At 60.1% G+C, this 23,006-nt stretch carries 17 protein-coding genes; 6 read left to right on the top strand and 11 right to left on the bottom strand.

What is annotated here, in order from left to right; translation table 11 throughout:
* Positions 1–12: 12 nt before the first annotated feature.
* Complete coding sequence (locus A7K61_RS20575; protein ID WP_069558251.1) at positions 13–1,050, bottom strand: YCF48-related protein; 1,038 nt, start codon at positions 1,048–1,050, stop codon at positions 13–15.
* Between the two features lie 331 nt (positions 1,051–1,381).
* On the opposite strand from A7K61_RS20575, the gene A7K61_RS20570 reads away from it, so the two are divergent.
* From A7K61_RS20570 to A7K61_RS34085, 3 genes are all read left to right on the top strand, one after another.
* Positions 1,382–1,741, top strand: a complete 360-nt coding sequence (locus A7K61_RS20570; protein ID WP_069558250.1) for a hypothetical protein — start codon at positions 1,382–1,384, stop codon at positions 1,739–1,741.
* Between the two features lie 100 nt (positions 1,742–1,841).
* On the top strand, positions 1,842–2,957 hold the full coding sequence (locus A7K61_RS20565; RefSeq protein ID WP_047710687.1) for a Gfo/Idh/MocA family protein: 1,116 nt from the start codon (positions 1,842–1,844) through the stop codon (positions 2,955–2,957).
* Positions 2,958–3,263: 306 nt separating this feature from the next.
* Positions 3,264–5,441, top strand: a complete 2,178-nt coding sequence (locus tag A7K61_RS34085) for a M10 family metallopeptidase C-terminal domain-containing protein (protein ID WP_069558249.1) — start codon at positions 3,264–3,266, stop codon at positions 5,439–5,441.
* Positions 5,442–5,460: 19 nt separating this feature from the next.
* On the opposite strand, the gene A7K61_RS20555 is transcribed toward A7K61_RS34085, so the two are convergent.
* The 10 genes from A7K61_RS20555 to A7K61_RS20510 all read right to left on the bottom strand — a co-directional run bounded on the left by A7K61_RS20555 (position 5,461) and on the right by A7K61_RS20510 (position 19,123).
* Complete coding sequence (locus A7K61_RS20555) at positions 5,461–7,164, bottom strand: AMP-binding protein (RefSeq protein ID WP_069558248.1); 1,704 nt, start codon at positions 7,162–7,164, stop codon at positions 5,461–5,463.
* A gap of 31 nt (positions 7,165–7,195) precedes the next feature.
* Entirely contained in the window at positions 7,196–8,494 is a 1,299-nt protein-coding gene (locus A7K61_RS20550) for an acetyl-CoA C-acetyltransferase (protein WP_069558247.1), read from the bottom strand.
* Complete coding sequence (locus A7K61_RS20545) at positions 8,491–9,381, bottom strand: MaoC/PaaZ C-terminal domain-containing protein (protein ID WP_069558246.1); 891 nt, start codon at positions 9,379–9,381, stop codon at positions 8,491–8,493. The genes A7K61_RS20550 and A7K61_RS20545 overlap by 4 nt, the downstream gene beginning before the upstream one ends.
* 3 nt (positions 9,382–9,384) lie before the next feature.
* A complete protein-coding gene (locus A7K61_RS20540) occupies positions 9,385–10,728 on the bottom strand; it encodes a 3-oxoacyl-ACP reductase (RefSeq protein ID WP_069558245.1) in 1,344 nt (447 codons plus the stop codon).
* 210 nt (positions 10,729–10,938) lie between these two features.
* Entirely contained in the window at positions 10,939–13,449 is a 2,511-nt protein-coding gene (locus tag A7K61_RS20535) for an acyl-CoA dehydrogenase (RefSeq protein ID WP_069558244.1), read from the bottom strand.
* Between the two features lie 261 nt (positions 13,450–13,710).
* Positions 13,711–15,168 (bottom strand): outer membrane protein transport protein, encoded by a 1,458-nt coding sequence (locus tag A7K61_RS20530; RefSeq protein WP_047710680.1) that lies wholly within the window; start codon positions 15,166–15,168, stop codon positions 13,711–13,713.
* Positions 15,169–15,300: 132 nt separating this feature from the next.
* A complete protein-coding gene (praB, locus tag A7K61_RS20525; protein ID WP_003190764.1) occupies positions 15,301–15,795 on the bottom strand; it encodes an alkane oxidation protein activator PraB in 495 nt (164 codons plus the stop codon).
* A 134-nt stretch (positions 15,796–15,929) separates the two neighbouring features.
* Positions 15,930–16,424 carry an alkane oxidation protein activator PraA gene (gene praA, locus A7K61_RS20520; protein WP_032892163.1) on the bottom strand — a complete coding sequence of 165 codons (495 nt, stop codon included), beginning with the start codon at positions 16,422–16,424 and terminating at the stop codon, positions 15,930–15,932.
* A 125-nt stretch (positions 16,425–16,549) separates the two neighbouring features.
* Complete coding sequence (locus A7K61_RS20515; protein WP_044273412.1) at positions 16,550–17,830, bottom strand: alkane 1-monooxygenase; 1,281 nt, start codon at positions 17,828–17,830, stop codon at positions 16,550–16,552.
* 294 nt (positions 17,831–18,124) lie between these two features.
* Positions 18,125–19,123: an alpha/beta fold hydrolase gene (locus A7K61_RS20510; protein ID WP_069558243.1), complete on the bottom strand. Its 999-nt coding sequence runs from the start codon at positions 19,121–19,123 to the stop codon at positions 18,125–18,127.
* A gap of 287 nt (positions 19,124–19,410) precedes the next feature.
* On the opposite strand from A7K61_RS20510, the gene A7K61_RS20505 reads away from it, so the two are divergent.
* The 3 genes from A7K61_RS20505 to A7K61_RS20495 are packed head-to-tail and all read left to right on the top strand — an operon-like array spanning position 19,411 to position 22,709.
* Positions 19,411–20,949 carry an NAD(P)/FAD-dependent oxidoreductase gene (locus A7K61_RS20505; protein WP_047710677.1) on the top strand — a complete coding sequence of 513 codons (1,539 nt, stop codon included), beginning with the start codon at positions 19,411–19,413 and terminating at the stop codon, positions 20,947–20,949.
* On the top strand, positions 20,946–21,836 hold the full coding sequence (locus tag A7K61_RS20500; protein ID WP_069558242.1) for an SDR family oxidoreductase: 891 nt from the start codon (positions 20,946–20,948) through the stop codon (positions 21,834–21,836). Before A7K61_RS20505 ends, A7K61_RS20500 begins: the two co-directional genes overlap by 4 nt.
* Positions 21,837–21,851: 15 nt before the next feature.
* Complete coding sequence (locus A7K61_RS20495; RefSeq protein WP_069558241.1) at positions 21,852–22,709, top strand: metal-dependent hydrolase; 858 nt, start codon at positions 21,852–21,854, stop codon at positions 22,707–22,709.
* The last annotated feature ends 297 nt before the right edge of the window (positions 22,710–23,006 follow it).

Here is a 23,006-nt window from a genome sequence, read left to right as displayed (position 1 = left end):
CCCGCCTTCTTATTATTTTGAGAGCTCTGCGCCGGCCGAAGTGGCAACCCGCACGCCACCCTGCCCCGCGAGGATCAAATTGCCATTGCCTGCCGCCGTGACCGCCGAGAGTGAAATGCGGTCTGGGCGATTGAACACACTGAAAGTCTGGCCGTCGTCATGGCTGACCACGACGCTGCCGCCGTTGCCGACCACAACGATGGAGCCGTCCTCCAGCAAGGTCGCCCCCGACAGGCCAAACTCCAACGCACCACGCGCCGCGTTCAATGGGACCTGCTCCCAGGTGCTTCCAAAGTCGGTGGAACGGTAGAGGTTGCCGCGCAAACCATACGCCAGCAGGGTCTGTGGCTGTGCGGTGCTGATCACGCCAAACAGTGAACCCTCGTAAGGGCCTTCGAGTTTTTCCCAGGTCTGGCCGTCATCGCTGGAGCGAAACATGCTGCCTTGCTCACCGACGATAAACAGGCCGGCGCCCTTGATCTGGGCGATGGCGTTGAGGTGGTACTGGTCTTCATTGTCGAGACGCTCGCTGACATCGTTCCAGGTTTTGCCGCCGTCGGTGGTTTCGATCAGCGCACCGTAGGCGCCCACGGCCAGGCCGTGGTTGGCGTCGTTGAACCACACATCGAGCAACGGCGCTTCGCGTTTGAGGTCTTGATATTGCTGGGTCCACGTGGCGCCGCCATCGGTACTGGCAAGAATCTGCGCATCATGGCCGACGGCCCAACCGTGCTGATCATCAACGAAAAACACCGCCGTGAGCAGTTGCCGGGTGGGTACTTTGGCTTGGGCCCAGGTGTTGCCCTGGTCATCGGAATAAAGGATATGCCCGCGATCACCGACCGCCACCAGGCGCTTGCCCGCGTGAACCACGTCGATCATCAAGCCTTTGGCGGCCTTGGGGGATTCAATCGCAAAGACTGCGGCGGCGGGGGTATCGCTGGCGGCCAGCACCGGCAGCGACAATACGCTGCCAGCAAGCAGCGAGAGCGCTGTGGCCAGCAACGCAACCCTGCGTGCGGCGCGTGGGCGGCAAACAACCCAACCCATGACAGGCTCACTCATAGACCTTTCTCCCATTTATTATTGTTAGGTCGTCTTCTCTGCCAGGACCTTGAAACCTGCAATCTAGAGCGCCTGGAGGAAGCAGGAGCCATCCTATCGGGCTTTGGAATCGTCTGACAATCGGCGCTACGTTATCTTTTGTTAACTGATGGCTGCAAAGCGAAGGGTGAATAGCCGAGCATTCGGCGCAATGATGGCGTTTTAACGTGCGATATCGGAAATTTCGACGGGCCTATTCGGAAACGGCTTACTGGCTGGCCCTTTGCAAGCTGAACCACAATCGGCGCTCAAACCTTGCCATAAGGACGCGCCAGCCATGAAACCCCCTGCCCTAACCCTATTAGTGTCTTGCCTGCTTCTGGTTTCCTGTACGACCTACGATCGAACGTGGGTCAAGGCCGATGCCTCCCGCGAGCAACGCAAGCATCAGCAAGCAGCGTGTGAAGCGGATGCCCTACGGGCACTGCCCCCCAATAACGTGAGGGCGTCGGCCACGTCCAAACGCTCAACCTGCTCGAGTGGCGACAGCACCTGCAAGAAAAAGAATGAACAGACCGACACCGAGTACAGCTATACGGATAAAAACCGGCTGCCTCGCGAAACGTTGATCAAGGACTGCATGTACAAAAATGGTTGGAGTCGCACAAAAGTCGAACGGCCGCTGATCAAGTGGTGAGCGATCAGGCACAATGAATTTTTATTCCATCTATTGAATTTAGAGAATATTTATTCCATTAATAGGCTTCCTGAAAACAATAATCCAAAGGACCACGACGATGCGTGAACTCGGAATCGGCTTGATCGGCACAGGCTTCATGGGCCGCGCCCACGCGCTGGCGTTCAATAACGCGCGGGCGGTATTTGAACTGCCGGTGCACCTCAAGCTGGCCGCCCTGGCCGATGCCGACACCGAGCGCGCCCAGCGTTGCGCCAGCGCCTGGGGGTTTGCCCAGGCCCATGGTGACTGGCAAGCGCTGGTCAACGATCCCAAGGTCGACGTCGTAGCCATCACCACCCCCAACCATTTGCATTACCCCATGGCCATGGCCGCAATAGCGGCGGGTAAAGCCGTGTATTGCGAAAAGCCCCTGGCCGTCAGCCTTGAACAAGCCGATGCCATGCGCCGCGCCGCCCATACCGCCGGGGTGGTGACTCGGGTCGGCTACAACTACCAGCACAACCCGATGATCGTGCTGGCGCAGCAGATGATTGCCCGGGGCGAATTGGGCCAGATCATCAGTTTTCAAGGTGAGTTCAGCGAAGACTTCATGGCCGACCCGGCTTCCCCTTGGTCGTGGCGCTGCGAAGTGGAGCATGCTGGCGGCGCCCTGGCCGACCTGGGCAGCCATTTGCTGTCGATGGCCCGCTATCTGGTGGGCGAGGTAACCCATGTGTGTGCCGATACCCAGACCGTACACAGCCAGCGCCCCGCCACCGCCGGCAGCCCGACCTCAAAAACCATTGCCGTGGATGACCAGGCGCACGCCCTGTTGCGCTTTGCCAACGGCGCCCGTGGCACGGTGAGCAGCAGTTGGCTCAAGCACGGCTACAAGAACCATCTGAGTTTCGAGATCAGCGGTACCCTAGGCACGCTGGCGTTTGACCAGGAACGCTTGAATGAACTGCGCCTGTGCCGCATCGGCCAGGACGGTTTCCAGCGCCTGCTGGCTGGCCCTGCCCTGCCCGGCTATGCGGCCTTCAGCCCGGCCGCGGGGCATCAATTGGGCTACAACGAGTTGAAGACGTTGGAAGTGCACGAGTTGATCATGGCCCTGGCCGGCCACGGGGCGCAGGGCACGGACTTTGAGGCGGCGTGGGAGGTGGAGCGGTTGGCGACGGCGATTCGAGTGGCGGCTCAGGAAGAACGCTGGGTCAAGGTTGGCGAGCTTTAAATACATTGATAAGAACGTTCACGGGGAAAGGGGCGACAGCCTTTCCCCAAGACAAGCACCCATTGGCTGAGTCGCACTTCAAACAGTAATTTTTCCCAACTTCAAATAATCACCTCCCCACCAACACACGCAATACTTCACACACTCGCATACAGACAACTCACACCTTAAGTACGCCCCTTACTTACCATTACACGCCGCAATAAATACCCTCTGGTCTTACGCCAACAAATAAGCCACTTTACGCCACGACAGAAACTTAAAGCGTTCTGCAACTCAATCCAATGCAACATTCGGAACACATTCATGTCACTTATCAAAAACCAACATCCTGTACACGTCGAACATCAAATTCACCCCCTCTCGATCAACACGCCAACAGCCGACCCCTCCGCCGTTTCGCTATCGGACAAAGTTGCTCATGACCTTACCCGGGAAAACTTCAAATTAAAGGACAACAATGGCGACGGACAAATAACCGTCTCATATAAGTTTTTCAACTCATCCGACCCGGACACCGCCTGGCTTAAAAACGGTGGTGCATTTGAGTTCAGCCAGGCCAGGAAAAAAGCCTTCAAGCGCGCGATGCAGGCTTGGGAAGACGTGGTCAAGGTCAAGTTCACCGAAAATGCCAAGGACGCTGATGCTTTTTTTGTACTGCATGCCAGTGACGGTGTGGGTGGACATGCCGGCAGGCCAGGCGATGGGAAAAGTGCCATCATTGGCATCGGCGTCGGCAACAAAAATTTGCCTGCGCATTCTTCCATGATCCATGAGCTCGGTCATAGTCTGGGCTTAGGCCATCCAACCGGAAATTATCCAGAAAACAATAAAACCCATACGGCCATGAGTTACAGAAACAAATGGTGGCGTCCCGCGGACGAACGTGGCGTCAGTATTTCTGATAGTAACTTGACCCCCGCGATGCATGACATTGCAGCCGCCCATCGTTTATACACGCCCAACTATGAAACCCGAAAAGGCAATACAACTTATGGCTTCAATTCAAACACTGAGCGTGATCATTACACCTTGACCTCCGCCGACGAACTGACCAACTTTTGTGTCTGGGACAACGGTGGTGAAGATACCTTGGACTTTTCCGGTTTCAAGCAGAACCAAAAGATCAATTTGAACGCCGAGACACTCTCGGATGTAGGCGGCCGTGTGAGCAACGTCTCCATCGCCAAGGGCGTTGTGGTGGAGAATGCCATCGGTGGCTCAGGGCATGACGTACTGACCGGCAACCAGGTCAATAACAGACTAACCGGCGGGGCCGGTGGAGACACACTGATAGGCGGCGGGGGTGCTGATACCTTTGTTTATAACAAAGCCAGCGACTCCAGCCCGGCGAACCCGGACAGACTTGAAGACTTTACCAGCGGTGTCGACAAGATCGACCTGTCCAGGGTTCTCAAGGAAGCCGGCATCGAAAAGCCAACGCTGGTGAACGCACTGACCGGTCGCAAAGGCGAGCTGACGCTAAGTTACGATGAAGACGCCAAGCTTCACAAACTGGTTCTCGATGTGAACGGCAAGCTTGATTCCGCACTAGTGATTCTAAGCAAAAGGCCTATAAAGCTAGACGACATCCTGACGCACGCTGCCCCAAAACCCGAGCCTGAGCCCGAATCAGACCTCACGCCCGAGCCTAAACCCAAGCCCGAATCAGACCCCAAGACCGAGCCTAAACCCAAGCCTGAATCAGAACCCAAGCCCCAGCCCAAACCCAGGCCTGAGCCAGAACCCCAGCCCAAGCCCAAGCCTGAACCCACACCCACACCCACACCCACACCCACGCCAGCGCCAGCGCCAGCGCCAAGCGTCAAACCCGACACGGGCGACACGGTCTATGGTTTCAATGCAAATACCGGACGCCCCGGTACAACCCTCACCGCTGCCTGCGACAAACCTCAGTTCAACGTGTACGACCGAGAAGGCAACGATACCTTGGATTTCTCTGGCTTCTATCAAGACCAACGGATTGATTTAACACCCGGCACTCGCTCCAGCGTAGGTGGCCTGCACGATAATGTGTTTATTACCTCAGAAACCCTTATCGAAAACGCCATAGGTGGCAAGGGCAACGACCGTATCAGCGGAAATAGCGCCGATAACATCCTGATCGGTGGTGCAGGCGCGGATCATCTGACCGGTAATGGCGGTTTCAATACCTTCAGCTACCATTTTTCCTGCGATTCTCCACGCAATAACGCTGACCTCCTCACGGACTTCACCACAGGCAAAGACAAGATTGATTTGAGAACAATGAGCGAAAACGCTCACGTCAAACTCAACTATGTCAATCAGTACCGCAACCAGCCCGGCGACACGATCATCGTGCACAACCCGGCCACCGGCAGGTACTTCCTGGGCGTTGATTTGACAGGCGACGGGAAGACCGATTTTTTGATCAAAAGTACCCGGCCAATCAGCAGCGAAGACGTTATTGGGCTGAACATCCAGGATGACGGTTACCTCTGATCGTTCAGGGTGGACAGCATCAACGCAAGGCCCGGCGCAGCACCTTGCCCACCGTAGTCTTGGGCAATTCCGTAGTGCGAAACTCCACATACTTAGGCAGCTTGTACCCCGTGAGGTACTCTCGGCAGTGCGCAAGAATCTGCTCCTGTGTCAGGTTCGGGTCCTTGCGCACGACGATGATCTTGACCTTCTCCCCGCTCACCGCATCTTCCACACCAATGGCCGCCACTTCGGCAACTCCAGGGTGCATGGCCACCACGTCCTCGATTTCATTGGGGTACACGTTGAAACCCGAGACCAGGATCATGTCTTTCTTGCGGTCCACCAGGCGAATATACCCGCGTGCGTCCATCACGCCGATATCACCGGTGGACAGCCAGCCCTCGGCATCCAGCACCTCGGCGGTTTCCTTCGGCCGTTGCCAGTAGCCCTGCATCACTTGCGGGCCGCGTACTTGCAACTCGCCCTGCTCGCCGATGTCCGCCAGTTCGCCGTCTTCACGTATAAAACGCACCCAGGTAGAGGGCAACGGCACACCAATGCTGCCGGTGAATTCCATCTCGCGCATGCGCGAAATATCAATGGGGCTGATGCTCACCACGGGCGAGCACTCGGTTAGCCCGTAGCCTTCGATGATCGGCAGCCCGGTCACTTCCTTCCAGCGCTTGGCCACGGCGGTGTGGGTGGCCATGCCGCCAGCAATCACCAGGCGCAGGTCGGAAAAGTCCCGTGCACAGAACGCCTTGTTTTCCAGCAAGCCATTGAACAGCGTGTTCACCCCGGCGATGCCATTGAAGCGTTCCTTGCGCAGGATCATCTGCACGCGCTTCACGTCCCGAGGGTTGGCGATGAGGATATTGCGCCCGCCCAGGCACATGAACATCAGGCAGTTCACCGTCAGGGAGAAGATGTGGTACAGCGGCAGCAAGGTCACGTTGGTTTCCTGCTTGTGCTGGTTTAACTGGTCACCGACCCAAGCCTTGGCTTGCAGCAGGTTGGCAATGATGTTGCGATGGCTGAGCATCACGCCCTTGGCATCGCCGGTGGTGCCGCCGGTGTATTGCAAAAAGGCCAGTTCTTCGCGGCCCAGGCTGACCGGCAAATGGTGCATGGCCCTGCCCTGTTTGAGCACCTGGTTGAAACGCAGCGAGCCGGGCAGCCTGAAGGCCGGCACCTGCTTCTGCACGCTGCGCAGAATGAAGTTCATCGCCGCGCCCTTGAAGGTACCCAGCAAGTCGCCAATGGCCGCGACCACCACACGCTTGACGCTGCTGCCCACCATGGCTTTTTCCAGGGTATGCGCGAAATTTTCGAAGATCACCACGGTTTCGGCGCCACTGTCCTTGAGCAGGTGCTTGAGTTCGTGGGCGGTGTACAACGGGTTGACGTTGACCACCACCGCCCCGGCCAGGATCGTGCCCAGCAGGCAGATCGGGTACTGCAAGCAGTTGGGCATCATCAGGGCCACGCGATCGCCCTTCTTCACGCCCTGGCCCTGCAACCAGGCGGCAAAGGCAATGCCTTGGGTGCGCCAATCGGCGTAGGTCATTTCGGTGCCGATGCTGACGTAGGCGACCCGCTCACGGAATTTTTCCAAGTGTTCCAGGAACACTTCGCGCAGCGACGGGTAATCCTCGATCCCGGCCTCAATGTCCGCCGGCACGCCGGGCAGGTAAGTGTTCAACCAGATGCGTTCGGTGTGTTCCAGGCTGATAGCGTTCATCGCAGTGTCCTTATTGTTGTGTTTGATAGCGCTACTTTTCGACGATGGCGGTGATGCCCAACCCACCCGCTGCGCAGATCGAGATCAGGCCGCGGCCGCCACCGCGTTCGTGGATGGCCTTGGCCAGCGCCGCCAATTGCCGGCCACCGGTGGCCGCAAAGGGATGGCCGCAGCCCAGTGAGCCGCCGTTGACGTTCATCTTGGCCCGGTCGATGGCGCCCAGGGGAGCGCTCAAGCCGAGTCGCTCGCGGCAATACTGCGGGTCTTCCCAGGCTTTGAGCGTGCACAACACCTGGGCGGCGAACGCTTCGTGAATCTCGAAAAAATCGAAGTCGGCAAAACTCAAGCCTTCACGCGCAAGCATGCGCGGCACGGCGTAAGCCGGCGCCATCAGCAGGCCCTCGGTGCCATCGACAAAACTCACCGCAGCCGTTTCGCCGGTGCGCAAGTAGGCCAACACCGGCCAGCCATTGGCGGCGGCCCATTCTTCACTGGCCAGCAGCACCACCGAGGCGCCATCGGTCAGGGGCGTGGAGTTGCCGGCGGTGAGCGTGCCGTTCTGGCGGTCGAAGGCCGGCGACAAGCCAGCGAGCTTTTCGAGGCTGATATCGGCACGCAGGTTGTTGTCACGGGCCAAGCCGCGATGGGGGCTGATCAGGTCGTCGAAGAAGCCGCATTTATAAGCCGCATCCAGGCGCTGATGGCTGGTGAGGGTCAGTTCGTCCTGGGCCAGGCGCTTGATCTGCCAACGCTTGGCCATTTCTTCGCAATGCTCGCCCATGGACAGCCCGGTGCGCGGCTCCCCATTGCGCGGCAGCAACGGTTTGAACAGCATCGAGGGGCGTACTTTCAACAAGGTTTTGAGCTTGTCGCCCAGGCGTTTGGCGCGATTGGCCGCTAGCAAGGTATGGCGCAAGGATTCGTTGATGCCAATGGGCGCGTCGGAAGTAGTGTCGGCACCACCGGCAACGCCCACTTCGATCTGGCCGAGGGCGATTTTATTCGCCACCAGCAGCGCGGCTTCAAGGCCTGTACCACAGGCTTGTTGCACATCGTAGGCAGGGGTTTGCGGGGACAAGGTGGTGGACAACAGCGCCTCGCGGGCCAGGTTGAAATCCCGCGAGTGCTTGATCACCGCCCCGGCGGCAAACTCGCCCAGGCGTTGGCCGTGCAGGTTGTAGCGCTCCACCAACCCTTGCAGGGCGGCGACCAGCAGGTCCTGGTTACTGTCGTGGGCATACACCGTGTTGGAGCGCGCAAAGGGAATACGGTTGCCACCGATAATCGCCACGCGGCGGGTCGGGGCTGGGGTAAAGCTGTAGTCGCTCATTGCTGGCTCTCTTTGCAAATGAATAGCCCGCGCATATGGGGCTTGTCCCCGGCGAAATTGCGCACTTCGAACTCGCGCCGTGGGCCGCTCACGGGGTGGCCCCACAGGGCAACCTGGCCGGGCAGGAAGATCGGCAATTTGAAGTCGCAATGGGCCTCGGCCTGGTCCAGGCCACCTGGCGGCTGTTGCGCTGCCAATGCGCGGCCCAGGGTCCACATGCCATGGGCGATGGCGCGACGAAAGCCGAACAGCCTGGCACCGATGACCGACGTGTGAATGGGATTGAAATCCCCCGAGACCTTGGCAAAGCGTCGCCCCAGGTCGGCGGGCAGTACCCAGCGCTGGGTGCGTAACAGGCCGTCTTCCTGCAGCGGCAGAGGGTCACTCCAGGGTTCACCCACCGGGTTGCTGACGTCACGGCGCAAATACAGGCTGTCGCTTTCCCACACCAGGGTTTCCTGGCTGTAGGCCCGAGTGGCGATGCTCAAGGCCTGCCCTTTCGGATGGGCCACCCAGCGCTCGCAATACACCTCCAGGCGCAGCGCCTGGCCCTCGTGCAGGCGCTGGTGCTGACGAATACGATTGGCCAGGTGCACCATGCCGCTGGCCGGGTACGGAAAGCTTGGCCGGGTCAGCAGCATCAGGTGCAGTGGGAACGCCAGCACATGGGGATAGGACAATGGCACGCCCTGCTCGCGACGAAAGCCACACGCCCGTGCGTAAGCGGCGATACCGGCTGGCGAAAGCTCCACCGCGCTGCGCACCAGGCGCGCTGTAGGCAATGGCGGCGCACCGTCTAACTTGGGTTTGCGCAAGGCGCGCAGGCCGTCGAGCAACAACTGCGTGCGCGACGGCGCAGGGTCGATAATCTGCGTCACGTAGTCCATCGGTCAGGCTCCCAACAGGCTTTGGCCGCACACCCGCACCACCTGGCCATTGACCCCACCCGACGCCGGATGGGCCAGCCAGGCGATGGTCTCGGCCACGTCGATGGGTTGGCCGCCCTGGGACAACGAATTCATGCGCCGCCCCGCTTCGCGGATCATCAGCGGGATCTTCGCGGTCATCTGCGTTTCGATAAAGCCAGGCGCCACCGCGTTGACCGTGACCTGCCGGGCGGCCGCACGCGGCGCCAGGCCCTGTACCAGGCCGATCACCCCGGCCTTGGACGTGGCGTAGTTGCTCTGCCCCAGGTTGCCGGCGATGCCAGAAATCGACGACACGCACACAATGCGTCCACCAGGGTTCAAACCCTGACTGTCGAGCAAGGCCTCACTGAGCTGCCACGGCGCTTCAAGATTGACTGCCAGGACACTGCGCCAGGCGGCCTCGGTCATTTTGGCGATGGTCTTGTCGCGGGTGATCCCGGCGTTGTGCACCACCACATCAAAGGCGCCGTATTGGCTGACGTGGGTTTGCAACAGTGAGACGGTGTCGGCGGCGGTAATATCCAGGGGCAACGCCGAACCGCCCACGCTGGTCGCCGCCTGCTGCAAGGCTTGCTGGGCCTGGGGCACGTCCACACACACCACATGGGCACCGTCGCGCGCCAGCACCTGGGCAATTGCCAGGCCGATGCCACGGGAGGCGCCGGTGACCAGGGCGCGTTTGCCGGCAAAGGGTTTGTCCCAGTTGACGGCGGCGTGGCCATCGACCGGTTTTTCCAGGCGCACCACTTGCCCCGAGACATAGGCGGAGCGGCGCGACAGGAAAAACCCCAGGCTGCTGTCCAGCGCGTCTTCCGCGCCCGGCGCCACGTACAGCAATTGCACGGTGATCGCCCGGCGCAGCTCCTTGGCCAGCGACCGCACCAAGCCCTCAAGGGCACGTTGGGCGATGGCCTGGGGCAAGTTGTGGCAATGTTCGGGCGCGGTGCCCAGTACGACCACCCGGCCATGCTGGCCCAGGCGTTTGGCATTGCTGTGAAAGAACAGGTAGAGCTCATCCAGCTGTTGCAGGTCGGCCACCCCGCTGGCATCGAACACCGCGCCTTGCACCTTGACCGTGGACGGCGCCTTGAGCGTCGCCGGGGTCGCGGCGACGGTATCAGTGGCGCTGAAGAGGCGCTGCACCGAGGCCACCAGGCGCCCTGCCCCGGCGATGATCACCGGGTTAGCCAGGCCGGCCTGGCCGCTGCGATGCCGTTGCAGTGCCAAGGGTTGCGGCAAGCCAACGGCCTGGGCCAGGCGCCGGCCCCAGGGGGAATTGACGAACGAAAGGTAGCTGTCACTCATAGAGGGTTTCACTCACAACACAGTTCTTGGCTGGTAAACCCGATCAAATGTGGGGAACTGGATTACCCTCTGTAGGAGCGAGCTTGCTCGCGAAAAACGTCAACGATAACGCGGGCTGCCTGAATGAACGCGGCGCCTGTGAGTTTTTCGCGAGCAAGCTCGCTCCTACAGTTAGGGCAATCCAGTTCCCACGTGGGGGCCGGGTTTCTATTAATTGACCGGGACGCTGCGCCGTTTGGCCACCGGCTCGAGCGCCTGCTTACGCTGCTGCAGGGCCTCCAGCAAACCAAAGTCCTGGGGGAAGTCATCCACCTGGATACCGTGGTCGGCGTATTCCACATAGCGCGCCAGCAAGGCGTCTTCGTCGTCGCTGATCAAATCCAGCGCCCGCGCCTTGACGCGCCAATCGGTAAAGGTCGTGGCAGCAATCGGCAGCGGGCCGAGCAGACCTTGCTTGATGGCGGGTTTGAGCCGCGCCTCGATCAACTCCACTTGGGGCAACAAACGGAACCCCAGTTCGCCATACGCCAGCTTGTCGACTTCCGGACGCGGGATATAGGAATTGGCCAGCAAACGGTCGCGGGTCTCGCCAGGGGTCTGCACCACCTGCGCCACCTGTGCCAACAGCCGGTCCGATGGTTTGCGCAGCGGGATGCCAAACGGAAAACTCAAGGCGCGCACCACCGCTGCAGCGGGTTTTGAGGGGTAGTTGTCGAGCACTTCGGCCAAGGCTTCATGGGCGCGCAGCAACGCGTCCTGGGCCGCCCAGTGCACCAGCGGCAAGTCCGCCTGGGGCCTGCCGTCATCCTCGAAGCGCTTGAGCACGCAAGAGAGGATGTACAGCTGCGACAAAATATCCCCCAGGCGCCCGGTGATACTTTCCTTGCGCTTGAGGGCGCCGCCCAGCACGCCCATGGAAATATCCGAGATCAGCGCCAGCACCACCGACAGCCGATTGGCCTGGCGGTAGTAGGCAGCCAGTGCCGGGTCGGTCTTGGCCGGCGCCGCAATCAGGCGCCCGCCGGTCAGGGCATGCACCGCTGCGCGTACGGTGTTGGCTACTACAAAACTCACATGGCCGAACATCGCACTGTCGAAGTCTTCCAGGGCCTTGCGCCGGTCGGGGTTGTGCGCCGCTTCCATCTCGCGGAACACGTAGGGATGGCAACGAATCAAGCCCTGGCCAAAGATGATCAGGCAGCGGGTCATGATGTTCGCGCCCTCCACCGTAATGGCGATGGGGCTTTGCTGGTAGGCACGGGCGAGGAAGTTATTGGGGCCCATGCAGATGCCTTTGCCGGCGACGATGTCCATGCCGTCGTTGACGATGATCCGCGCCCGCTCGGTGACGTGGTACTTGGCAATGGCCGAGATCACCGAGGGTTTCTCGCCAGCATCCAGGGACGCCACCGACACCTTGCGCACCGCATCACACGCATACAGATGCCCGGCCATACGCGCCAATGGCGCCTGCACACCTTCGAACTTGCCGATGGGCAGGCCGAATTGCTTGCGCATCGCCGCATAGGCGGTGGTACCGCGTACCGCCACTTTACCCAGGCCGACGTTGGCCGAAGGCAGGGAAATTGCCCTGCCTGCCGCCAGGCATTCCATCAACATGCGCCAGCCGTTGCCGATTTGTTCGCGACCACCGATCACCCACTCCAAGGGGATGAACACATCCTTGCCGGTGGTTGGGCCGTTCTGGAAGACCGCATTCAACGGCCAGTGACGCCGGCCGCTGTTTACGCCTGGATGGGAGGTGGGGATCAACGCACAGGTAATGCCCAGGGAACCTGGCGCGCCAAGCAGGCCCTGCGGGTCTTCGGCGCGGAACGCCAGGCCCAGCACCGTGGCAATCGGGCCGAGGGTGATGTAACGCTTGTCCCAGGTCACTTTGAAACCCAGTACTTCCTCGCCCTCATGCATGCCTTTGCAGACGATGCCCAGGTCGGGGATCGCGCCGGCATCGGAGCCGGCATACGGGCTGGTCAAGGCGAAACACGGGATGTCTTCACCGCGTGCCAGGCGCGGCAGGTAGTAGTTGCGCTGGGCGTCGGTGCCGTAATGCAGCAACAGCTCGGCCGGGCCGAGGGAGTTGGGAACCATCACCGAAATCGCTGCCGCCGAGCAGCGTGTCGACAGCTTCATCACTACTTGGGAATGGGCGTAGTGGGAGAAACCTTTGCCGCCGTACTGCTTGGGAATGATCATGCCGAGGAACCCGGCCTCCTTGGTGTACTGCCAGCCCTCGGGGGACATGTCCTGCCAGACTTGTGTGGTTTCCCAGTCGTTGGCGATGTCGCACAGGGTTTCGACTTCGTTGTCGAGGAAGGCTTGCTCCTCGACGCTCAGGCTGGCCGGCGCGGCTTGCAGCAGGCGCTGCCAGTTGGGTTTGCCGCTGAACAGCTCGGCATCCCACCACACGGTGCCGGACTCGATGGCCGCACGCTCGGTGTCGGACATCGCCGGCATGATCGTGCGAAACAGGCCCAGGGCCTTGGCGGTCAGCAGCTTGCGACGCAGCGGTTTGACCGCCATCACCAAGGCGGGCAGCACCACCAGCACTGCCGCCAGGGTCATGCCCGGCACGGCCACCACGTTGAACAGGTAACCCGCCGCCAACCAGACTAGGCCAGCGCCCAACCACAAGGTGGCGGCGGCTTGTCGATACGCCAGGGCAATCGCGGCGGCGAGACCCACCAATAACCAGATAAGCATGGGGATACCTCTACTTGATTCAGGGCGTGGCAAACGCGTGGGCAGCTCGATATGAACTGCGGCTGAAAACCACACTACAAACTTCAAAGAGCAAATTCAAATTTTGTTTTGAAATTTTTATTTAATCAATAAGCCAAAAAAACACGGCTGAATGCCTCAGCCTGTTATCACCGACACACATCACAGCTATGTAGAAGGACGCACCTCGGAGGAAGGCTGCAAGATGCGCTTGCCGCCCTCCGCCATCGTCCTCAGGCCCCGTCAGAACGCATAGGTCGCCGACAAACTGACCACATCACCGGAAGACTCGGCCTTGCCATCCAGGCTTGCGCCGCCCAGCCGGTCGATGTTCTTGGTCTTGAGATTGACCTTCTGTACGAACTGATGGGAATAGGCCACATCCAGGCTCAGGCCCTTGACCGCCTTCACATCGTAGCCAGCCCCCAGCGAAAGGAACGTACGATCACCATCGGGGATGCGTGGATCGCGGGTGGAGTTACGTGTAGGCGTCTGGTCGATAGCCACGCCGGCACGCAAGGTCAGTTCATCGGTCGCACGGTAGTCACCACCCAGGGAGTACATCCAGGTGTTTTTGTAGTTGTAGGGAATGGAGACAATGCGCATGTCGCCGGAGTCGAGGGTCAGGTCCTTGAACGACGACCATTCGGTCCAGGTGACGCTGGCACCCAGGGTCAGGCGATCGTTGAACTGATGCACCCAATCCAGGCCCGCCGTGGCAGGAATATCCAGTTGAACCTTTGCATGCGCACCGTTGGGGGCCAATTCCAGGCCAGGGTAGGCGGTGTTGACCAACGTACCGTTGCCCCCGAATGGGCTGGGTTGGGTCATGAGGTTATAGGAAAACTGGTCGGCGTACAGGTTGTACTTACCCGTCATCTTGTTTTTGATCTTGGCGTGGTAATTCAAACCCAAAGTGTCGCGCTCGGTGGGTTTCCACACCACGCCGGCAAACCAGCCAGTGGAAATATTGTCGACCTTGACCCGCATCAGCGCATGGCCCACGTCTGAGGGGAAGTTGATCCCGCCAAGCTCGGAGTCCGACACTGCCGCAGCGGACAACAGGTCGACGTTCTGGCTGACGAAGCCCTTGCTGTGCTGCACGATCATGCCGCCCCCCACGGAGAACTGGTCGTTGACTTTAAACGACAGCGAGCCCGTCAGCCCGACGGTTTCGATTTTGGTATCCACGGCAAAGTCGCGCAGTTTGGAGTCTTCATTCCAAGTGGAGCGCATGCCCTGTGGCACCACTTGGCTCAAGCCGAAGGCAAACCGGTCGCCCAAGGGCATTACCATGAAGCCGGTGGGCAGCCAGGCCGTGAAGCCGCCCTGGCCACCGTCGTTGTTATTGACAGCGGTTGCGGCGCCATCGGGAAAACCGTTCTCGTCCAACGGCGTACTGGAAATCGGGTTGCCGGCGTAATCCGAGGCACTGCCCTTGTACTTGATCTTGATGCGCGCATAGTCGACCGTGAATTGCGCAACATTGTGTTCGACAAACGCCATGGCGGCCGGGTTGTTGTAAGCCGAGCTCGGGTCGTTCTTGAACAACGAGCCGCCGGCAAACGCCCTGCCCCAACCAGGTGCGCCGTAGGTCGGGGTTGAAAAACCGCCAGCCTGTGCAGGCGCGATGAAGGCGGTTACCCCTCCCATTAACGCCAGCCCCAGCAAAACCTGCACGTGTTGTTTCTTATTATTCATGCGGCACTCCTTTTTGTTATCCCTGTGAACCGGCCTCGCCCGTTCGTCTTGCTGCCCGGCACTGCCTGAACTGGCGCCCGGTAAAGGCGCCAGTCTTTCAGCAGGTGATCAACCCAGTGTTCCGACCGGCCATCAAGGCACGATGGTGAAGGTTGGGCTTGGGGTCACGCTCAAGCTCACCACGGTGCAGCTGCCGCTGAGCCCCTGGTTGGCCGCCGTCAGCACCCCACCGCTGTAGCCCACGGTGATGGTCGATGGGCCACAGTTAGAGGCTGGGTACAGAACCGAAGAGGCGATGGTATAGCCGACATTGGCGACCGAACCTGCCGCTGGGCCGGTGGCGGTCAATGTCCATGGCAACCCAGTGATTTTTGGCAATGCGCAAAGGCCGCTACCGCTCACCGTCACCCCGGTGATCTTGGCCACCCCAGTGGCGTCGACGTTGCCGGTAAAGTTGGCGGTGCAGTTAACGGTGGCCTGATAGGACGACGGTGACTTCACCGAAATAGTGCCAGGCGCCGTAAAGTTCGAATTAACCGGCGTGATGCTGTAGGCATTGGCCATGGAAGCAGCACCCATGCAAACAGCCAAGGCAGAGAGCGACACGAGAGTTTTCAAGCTTTTCATTGTTTTTCCTCACATGTTATGGCGATTCATTTCGCCAGGGGTAATGGCCATGATCGAGAGGTCACGGTGAAACTGCAGAACTTCCCTTTCCAGCCAAATTTCAATGTATTTACCGCTGCAACAGTCGGAACGCGTTATTCGACAACTTTGAAGTTGGTTGGCATCTTGATCGACACCGTCTTGATCTTGCAGTCTTCGCCAATCGCCACATCGCTGGCTTCCAACTTGCCAGTGGCGTTATCCCAAGTACCGTCGGCCGTCGAAGGCCCGCACTTGCCGCCCAGGCCGAAGGCATGCACATCCACGCTGATCTTCGACATGGAGCCACTTTTTGTGTCTTTGGCGATTAACACCCAAGGCAAGTTGATAGCTTCGACGCGACTGCACTTGAGGCCACCGTCGAACTCGACCTTGTCCACATTCACCGACGAGCCATCGGCTGCAACCTTGCCGGCCACCTTGATGGTGCAATCGGCACTGATGAGCTTGCCTTTGGAAAAACTGATAGGCCCCTGGGCAGTGAAGGCACTGCCCGCGGGTTCGATACGCGCAGCCTGGGCCTGGTGATACACAATCAGGCCCATGGCCGCCAAGAAGATGTGGGCGGTGAACTTGGCAGAACTTTGCATGGTGTACGTCCTTCCCTTGAAATTATTGTTGTAGGGTCAAACCAGGTGCTTGCACTCAATACTTCGGGCGATCAGAACCTGCGCGATACACAGATCCCGAGTACACCCTGAAGGCTTACTTCATCTCAAAACGGCTTGGCACTACCGCTGTACTTTTCCAGGTACTTCAAGCGTTTTGACGGTTGAAGATTGGTCAGGTTGATATCACCGGCATAGTGATTCAGTACGCGATGGTCCATTCGACGCCGCCACAAATACGGCACATAAGCCCAGACAATCATGCTGGCGTAGCCATACGGAAGTTGCGGTGACTCATCAAAATGACGCAGCGACTGATAACTGCGCGTGGGGTTGGCATGGTGATCGGAGTGCCGTTGCAACTGGAACAGAAAGATATTGGTGACAATGCGATTACTGTTCCACGAGTGACGCGGCGAGCAGCGTTCATAACGGCCATTGGGCAACTTCTGGCGCTTGAGACCGTAATGTTCGACGTAGTTCACCACTTCCAACAACGAGAACCCGTAGATGCCCTGGATAATCAAGAACGGAATTACCGCCGCCCCCAGCCAGGCAATCATCGCGCCCCACAACACCACGCTGTACATCCAGGCGCTGAGCACGGCGTTCTTCCAGTGCAGCGCCGGCAGGCCGAGTTTGCGCAGGCGTTCGCGCTCCAGGTTCCAGGCCGACACGGCGCTGAACCACACCGAACGCGGCAGAAAAGCCCAGAAACTTTCACCCAGGCGCGAGCTGGCCGGGTCTTCCGGCGTGGCGACCCGTACGTGATGGCCACGGTTATGTTCGGTGTAGAAGTGCCCGTAGAAGGTCGGCGCCAGAGTAACCTTGGCCAGGAACACTTCCAGGGGCTTGGGTTTGTGCCCCAGCTCATGGGCGGTGTTGATGGCAATGCCGGTGGCGGCACCGGTGGACATGGCCATGCCCACATAGGTCAACCAGCTGATTTCACCGTGAAGTTCAGTGCGTGCGGTGATGAACGCGGCGGTCTTGGCCAGCCAGCTTGAGGGTTCCAGGGTGGCCGTGGCGTGCAACAAGCCGCCGTTGATGATCCAGTCGATGCCGCCTGCGGCGAGCCAACCGGTGATGACCACCGAGGCAATCACAAACAGCACGCCGGTGTAGACGATCCAGCGGTAGTAGCGTTGGGATTCAAGGTGGCTGACCGCAGATTCGGGCGGGTTGCTGACGTCTTCGCCGAGCAGGCCGTCAATCAGCGGGATCAAGCCGAAGATCACCAGCACGCCCACCCACCACAGTTGTTGCACGCCTGTGGTGATGGCAAGGGCGCCAGAGAGTAAGGGAGTGGCCAGCGGCATGATGCCGAGCCACCACAGGTGGCGTTTGCCGTCGGCCCACACGTTCGCAGCTGCCAGCGTCTGGTTCATGGCAGCCTCCGAACACATTCGGTAGGCAATGCGGCAGCGATGCGCTGACTGCTGCGAAAAATCATGCATGCGATAAAAGGCGTTTTTTTCATTATTTTATTCGCTCTTAGGCATTTCAAAAATAATTTCAAATTACACATTGAAATATTTTTTTAAATAAATAGCGCGGAATCGTTAGGTCGTCAACTAGTTTCTCCAGCCCTTTTTTCCGTGACCGAGCAGTCTCTTTTCAGCCATTGGGTCAGGTATTCAGGGCAGGCATCAACGCCAATGAACCGCAGTCGAGTAGCACCGTTATTTGCTCGCCAAGGCTACAGATGGCTGTAACGGTCTGACGTTTTCACCGGGTCGAACCCGCTTGGCCACCTGCTCCACCAGCGCCGCCACGCGCTCGGTGGCGGTGATCGGCAACATATGCCCGCGGCCTTCGATCACCTGCATTTTCAGCCCTGGCACCTTGCTGGCCAGGGCTTGGCCGTGTTTCTGGAAGTCGAGCACCTTGTCTTGCCCACCGTAGATCAGGCCGATGGGCAGGGTCAGTTGGGGGTAGCGCTTGACCATGTCCGGCAGGTGATCATTGACCCGGTTGATCTCGGTGGACGCGGCGTAGAAGTTGTCGGGGCGCATGCCCAACAAGCCGCCGCCACGGCTGGCGAAGTCTGGCGGCGCAGGGTCCGGGGCGAACACGCCCTTCACCACCGAGTCTTTGGTCAGCAGGCCGATGGGCAGGGTCAAGGTGTGGGCCACCCAGCGCCGCAGCCAGGCCGGGCGCACGGCCAGAGACAGGAACACCAGCGGCAGCATGCGCTGGGGGTGAGTCAAGGGCGCAACCAGCACCAACCCAGACACCGCATGGGGATGGTCGAGGGCCAGCGCCAGGGCAATCGCGCCGCCCAGGGAGTGCCCCAGCACCAGCGGCTTGTCCAGGTCCAGCGTCTTGATAAAGGCCGCGATTTGTCGCGCCTGGGCCGGCAAGTCTGCTGGCGTGCCGCTGCGCCGGGTGGAATAGCCTGAGCCCGGCCGGTCGAGGCTGATGACGCGAAAATGCTCACGCAACTGGCCGGACAAGGCATAGGTCAGGTTGCGACTACTGCCCATCAGCCCGTGAATCATCACCAGCGGCGGGCCCTTGCCCTCTTCGACATAATGAAAGCGCTCGCCATCCACCTCGACGAAGCGCCCGTTGATCGGCACGGTCGCTTCAATGCGCCGCGTCATCCAGGCACTCAAGCCCCATAACACCGCGCTGGCGCCCACCAGCACACCCGCAGCGACAACCCACTCCACAGCCATAGCTCGGTCCTCTGCTTCCCTGCTGCTGGCGACCCGACCGGAATTAGCCTGGCCTCAGCCATCGTCCACACCCTGGACCTAGACTTCATGCATACCACGTTCGTCCGTCGGACAAATCGCTCATGCGCAACAAGGCCCTAGCGTAGGCGAATTTTTCAGGTAGATTATTTAAAATCTTTTTTAAAATAAATAATTCAATTTTCCTTTGCAATGGTGTTCTATCTAAAAGACAAAACAAAAACAGGAGCACATCCGATGCCCAAGCGCTTTATTGACGAGGCAGCCCTATGAATGCCCCCAGTGACTCAATCGACATCGCCATCATTGGCTCCGGGTTCGCGGGCCTGTGCATGGCGATCAAACTCAAGGAGGCCGGGCTCACCGACTTCTTTATCGCCGAACAGGCCGAGACACTCGGCGGTACGTGGCGCGACAACCACTACCCAGGGTGCGCCTGCGACGTGCAGTCCCATGTGTACTCGTTTTCCTTTGCGCCCAACCCGAACTGGACGCGACAGTTCGCGGCGCAACCCGAGATTCGTGCCTATCTGGAAGACTGCGCCAAGCGCTTCGAGCTAGCGCCTTACCTGCGCTTTGGCATGGGCTTGCAACGTGCGCTGTTTGATGAACAGCAGCAGCGCTGGCAGCTGACCTTCAGCGACGGCCGCCAGGTCAGCGCACGGGTGCTGGTGTCGGGCATGGGGGGCTTGTCACGCCCGGCAATGCCAGATATCCCAGGGCTGGACAGTTTCAAGGGCAAGCGCTTCCACTCCCAGCAGTGGGATCACGAGTACGCCTTGAAGGGCAAGCGCGTGGCGGTGATCGGCACCGGTGCCAGCGCCATCCAGTTCGTGCCGCAGATCGCCCCGCAGGTAGCGCACCTGGACCTGTTCCAGCGCACGCCGCCGTGGATCATGCCCAAACCCGATCGGCCGATTTCAACGGTCGAACGGTGGCTGTTCAAGCACCTGCCGCTCACCCAGAAGCTGGTACGCGCTGCACTTTACTGGGCACTGGAAGGCCGCGTGGTGGGCTTTGCCCTGCATCCACGCCTGATGAAAATGGTGCAGAAAATCGCCCTGCGTCACCTGCGCAAACAGGTGGCCCGCCCTTCCCTGCGCAAAACCCTGACGCCGGACTACACCATCGGCTGCAAGCGCGTGCTGATCTCCAACGATTACTACCCGGCACTCTCGCGCAGCAATGTCGAAGTCGTCACCGACAGCGTGCTGCGCATCGAAGCCGACGGCGTGATCACTGCCGACGGTATCAAGCACCCCGCCGATTGCCTGATCTTCGGCACAGGTTTCCAGGCCAGCGACCCGTTGCCCCGTGGCTGCATCATCGGCCGTGACGGCATCGACCTGATGGACGCCTGGCGCGATGGCGCCCATGCCTATAAAGGCACCACCGTGCCGGGCTACCCGAACCTGTTTCTGATCGTCGGCCCCAACACCGGCCTGGGGCATAACTCGATGATCCTGATGATTGAGGCCCAGGTCGCGTACATCCTTGATGCCCTGAAACACATGCAGCGCCAGCGCATCACCACGGTGGAGGTCAAACCTGCCGTGGAGCACGCCTACAACCAGCAGTTGCAGGACAAACTCAAGCGCACCATCTGGAGCACCGGCGGCTGCCAGAGCTGGTACCTCGACCCGCGTACCGGCAAGAACACCACGCTGTGGCCCGGCTCGACCTGGCGCTTCAAGCAGGTCACCCGGCATTTTGCCCTCAAGGACTACAGCGTCAGCCAGGCGCCGACGCCCGCCCTCCCGCGAGCGGTTGCAACGCCCCACTCCACCACAGAAGGCAGCCTGTCATGAAGTCATTCAACGGCCGCGTCGCGGCGATCACGGGCGCGGCTTCCGGCATGGGCCGCGCACTGGCCCTGGCCCTGGCGCGGGAAGGGTGTCACCTGGCGCTGGCAGACAAAAACAGCCAGGGCCTGGAACACACCCAGGACCTGATCCGCGCCTCGACGTTGTCGCCGGTTACCGTCACCACCCAGGTGCTGGACGTCTCCGACCGCCAAGCCATGCAGGCGTGGGCAGCGCGTTGTGCGGCTGAGCACGGCCAGGTCAACCTGGTGTTCAACAATGCCGGGGTGGCGCTGTCGAGCACCGTCGAAGGGGTGGATTACGCCGACCTGGAATGGATCGTCGGCATCAACTTCTGGGGAGTGGTGCATGGCACCAAGGCGTTCCTGCCGTACCTCAAGGCCAGCGGCGACGGGCATATCATCAATACGTCCAGCGTGTTCGGCCTGTTCGCCCAGCCGGGCATGAGCGGCTACAACGCCACCAAGTTCGCCGTGCGCGGCTTCACCGAAGCCTTGCGCCAGGAACTCGACCTGCAACGCTGCGGCGTGTCGGCCACCTGTGTACACCCCGGTGGCATTCGTACCGACATCTGCCGCAGCAGCCGCATCGACGCGAACATGACCGGTTTTCTCATCCACAGCGAGCAACAAGCCCGCGCCGATTTCGAAAAGCTCTTCATCACTGACGCCGACCAGGCCGCCAACGTGATCCTGCAAGGCGTACGCAAAAACAAGCGCCGCGTGCTGATTGGCCGCGATGCCTATTTCCTCGACCTGCTCGCCCGTTGCCTGCCGGCGGCCTATCAGGCGCTGGTGGTGTTTGCCAGCAAACGCATGGCGCCCAAGCCGCGTACGCCAGTGTTTGAAACCAACGACGAGCCTCGACTCTGAACAGGAGCACGCAGCATGTTGCCGATCCGTCGCGATATCCGTTTTGCCTTGCCTGCCGAGCGCATCAAGAACTGGCACGAACAAGGGCCTGTGGTCAGCCATTTCTTCAATGCCCTGTCGTTGCTGTTTCCCCAGGGCGAGCTGTTCTTCATGGACAGCGTGCGCCACTACCGTGGGCAGATCGACGATGCCGAACTGAAAAAAGAGATCCAGGGGTTTATCGGCCAGGAGGCCATGCACAGCCGCGAACACGTGGCCTATAACGACTTGCTGCAAGCGGCCGGCCTGCCGGCGCATACCCTTGACCGACGCTTGAAGTTCTTCCTCGACCTGCAGAAAAAACACCTGCCGCCCTCGTTCAACCTGGCGGTGACCATCGCTCTGGAACACTACACCGCCATGCTCGCGGAAATCCTGCTGAGCGACCCGTCGCGCTTTGGCGACTCACTCAAGGGTTACCAGCAGATGTGGTACTGGCACGCCTTGGAAGAAACCGAACATAAAGCCGTGGCGTTCGATGTGTGGAACACAGTGATCAAGCCAGGGCCTGCGCGTTACTTGCTGCGCACTGGGACCATGCTGACCACCAGCGTGCTGTTCTGGGTGGTGGTGCTGGATTTTCACGTGCGCCTGTTGATTGCCGACCGCACTTCGCGTGGCACGCTGAAGGGGCTGTGGCGCATGGTTAAATTCTTGTATGGGCCCAAAGGCGTGTTTCCACGGATGTTCCGGCCGTGGCTGCATTACTTCAAGCCGGGGTTTCATCCCTGGGATCATGACAACCGGGCGCGGTTGGCGGGCATTGACCGGTTGGTCGAAGAGATAGAGCGTACGCGCCGCGGCTACGACGCTTATCAAACTGACGCCCCCTGACCTAACTGTGCGGGCTTGCTCGCGAAGGCGGTGGGGCAGTCACTGAATCTTTAACTGAACCACCGCTTTCGCAGGCAAGCCAGCTCCCACATTGGTCATGTACTACCCACAAAATCTGCGCCTGGCACAGATCCCCCTGTGCGGGCTTGCTCGCGAAATCGGTGTGTCAGCCACTGAAGCTTTAGCTGAACCACCGCTTTCGCAGGCAAGCCAGCTCCCACATTGGTCACGTACTACCCACAAAATCTGCGCCTGGCACAGATCCCCTGTGGGAGCGGGCTTGCTCGCGAAGGCGGT

The sequence above is a fragment of the Pseudomonas sp. AP42 genome, assembly GCF_001728935.1.
GTDB classification, from domain to species: Bacteria; Pseudomonadota; Gammaproteobacteria; order Pseudomonadales; family Pseudomonadaceae; genus Aquipseudomonas; species Aquipseudomonas lactis.
Note: the sequence above shows the minus strand (reverse complement) of the source record. Positions and strands in the feature narration are given on the sequence as shown.